The 2,378-nt window shown below is 48.3% G+C and carries 3 protein-coding genes; all 3 read right to left on the bottom strand.

Features of this window, described 5'->3' with window-relative positions; all coding sequences use genetic code 11:
* The coding region (locus WCO51_12485; protein ID MEI6514071.1) for an SRPBCC family protein at positions 1 to 1,568 on the bottom strand (1,568 nt) is incomplete at its 3' end.
* On the bottom strand, positions 1,558 to 2,154 hold the full coding sequence (locus WCO51_12480) for a lysophospholipid acyltransferase family protein (protein MEI6514070.1): 597 nt from the start codon (positions 2,152 to 2,154) through the stop codon (positions 1,558 to 1,560). The genes WCO51_12485 and WCO51_12480, both read right to left, overlap by 11 nt.
* 46 nt (positions 2,155 to 2,200) lie before the next feature.
* Positions 2,201 to 2,374 (bottom strand): helix-turn-helix domain-containing protein, encoded by a 174-nt coding sequence (locus tag WCO51_12475; protein MEI6514069.1) that lies wholly within the window; start codon positions 2,372 to 2,374, stop codon positions 2,201 to 2,203.
* Between the last annotated feature and the right edge of the window lie 4 nt (positions 2,375 to 2,378).

Here is a 2,378-nt window from a genome sequence, read left to right as displayed (position 1 = left end):
GCATGCACCCTATCCTTTACATTCTCGATTAATTCCGGAGAAACCGGCATATCCCCCCAATACAGGTCTGAAACACCAAACCCATGCTTGGCGCCGATCGCGCGCAGCTCTTCCATCTTCGCCAGCGTGATATTGCCTCTCCCATAGCTAAAACTCTCATACCGTTTATCCAAAGCTAATATAATCGCTTCAGCAAAACAACCATACAACGCGTCCTTAGCAGGCAGACCCGTATCTACCGGAAAACTGATCGGTGTAGGAGACTTGGCAAGTCCTCCAGAAAAAATAAAAATATCCCCTCTGCTTTGCGCTACGTAGGGGATATTTTTCGGAAAACCAACATCACAGATCACCGCTCCGGGCTTAAACCAGCTGATCTCCAAAATAGATTGCGTGGAACTAGCAGCCGTGATCACCATATCTGCATCACGCACTGCCCGGCGATTATCGGTAGTGGCAACAATACGGGCCTTGCGGCGCTTGCTCAACTCAGCGTGCAGCGTACGTAACCCTCCTTTATTGCGGCCAGTTATAGTAACCTGCTGCATACACTCGGTCAAAGACCGGGCGCAGGCGCTGCCTATATCGCCGGTACCACCAATGATCGCCGCTTTCGAACGGCGGAGATCCAACCCCACCCGGCGCGCTGCTTCCAGGATTCCGTCAATCGCCATGATCGAGGCATAGGTGTTGCCCGTCGTTACTGCCACATCCACTTCGTTGGCGATCTCATGGCCGATACGTTCTGCTACAATTGAGGTGAACCCCCCCAGCGTAACCACTCCCACCCCATGTTTTTCCGCGATCTTACAGGCGCGCACGACCTTAGAGAATATCGCCCACATATCCTTCTCGATCATATCCGGAATAAATGTCGCCACAATAAAACACCCCCGGGTGACGGCACCAGCTTTCGAACGGAAATCTTCGACATCATACAGTTTAAAAGAAGGCGTGATGCTGAACAACTGCCCAAGAAATTCCCGGGAGGGAAGTTTGATCTCAGGGCTCAACATACGGAAACATTTGACCAGATGATTAAAATTATAGAAGTGCCCGATCACCCCGAATCCAGCCACTTTATCCAGGTCGCCCTGTTTAAACCCCTGATAACGCATGGAGATCAAATGCGTATCCGCAGACTCTAAGATCGCCTCAAAATTACGCCGCACCATTTTCTGAATATAGGCATCGGCAAATTCCTGAATAGCAGGGATCCCCACCGCCAAACGCACCACGATCTCAACATGCGTGCCTTCAGGATGATCACGAAAGAACCACTCCCCTTCAAACGTTTCCAGATCCCCTTCAATAGCTTTAAAACGGATACAACCATTTTCAAGCTCCAGGGTATCTTCTTCGACCCATTTGATCGGTACGCTATCAACCTGAATATGCCATTTCGTCCTGACATGATTATGCGCTTTATGAATGACAGTAGCTTCTTTGACGGTCGGCACAAACGATGGAAAATCCCAGACTTTGGTGACCAAGCGAATGACACGCCATTTCGGCGCATGAATAAGACGGGTAATACGTGTTTCTAAAATGTGTTTTTCAACAGGCATGCATGAGCTCCTTTATCGTTTTCTTGATCCGCATCATTCCCTCCTGCAGACGAACATCATCTATAACCTCATCGAACTCCTTAAAAAGATATTTTGGTTTACCGATTTTTATGGTTATGGGAGAGAACAATTTTGGGAACCTCCCATTAATCGGCAACGCTTCATACGTACCGATAATCGCACAGGGCACGATCGGCCTGCCAGTCTTTATTGCCATAAGCGCTGCACCGCTTTTGAATTCATGCATGCGTCCATCCCGCGTCACGTGCCCTTCGGGAAACAGCCCGACATTCTTATTGCGCTCCAAGAGCGCCACAACCGTACGCGACGCATTCCCGCTCGGGATTGCGTCAATCAACATGAAAAATACCCGTAACCATAGCACCCGATATAATTTTCGCGAAGCGATCCAATAGGTGCGCTGCCCAATAGCTGTCCCCACCACCAAAGCGTCCAAGAAACTGGCATGGTTTGCCGCAACAATAAAATTGGTTTTACGGGGAAGATTCTCTCTTCCCTCGACACGAAAACGAAAAAATATTTTTAATAATACTATAAACAGAAATCGTAAGATCCAGTATCCCATTTCCTCATCACTCGTCGTTCCACCAAAAAAGCATCCTCAGCTTATTTTAAAGATCCAAAGCGGCACGTTTTGGTTCACGTCCACTAAAATTCGAGGATACTTTCGCCTTGATCCAGCGTTCAATATACTTTTTATGGAACCGCCAATCAGTCCCAATCTTGAATGCAGGGATCTTGCCTTCCCGCGCATACTTATGCACGGTAAGAGGATGCAGATTCAAATAC

It is taken from the genome of bacterium (assembly GCA_037131655.1).
GTDB lineage: Bacteria > Armatimonadota > Fimbriimonadia > Fimbriimonadales > JBAXQP01 > JBAXQP01.
The sequence above is the reverse complement of the archived record's forward strand: the minus strand, read 5'-3'. Positions and strand labels throughout refer to the sequence as shown.

Excerpts from the sequence above, each read along its gene's own strand:
- WCO51_12480 (MEI6514070.1), bottom strand. The coding sequence starts at position 2,154 with ATGGGATACTGGATCTTACGATTTCTGTTTATAGTATTATTAAAAATA.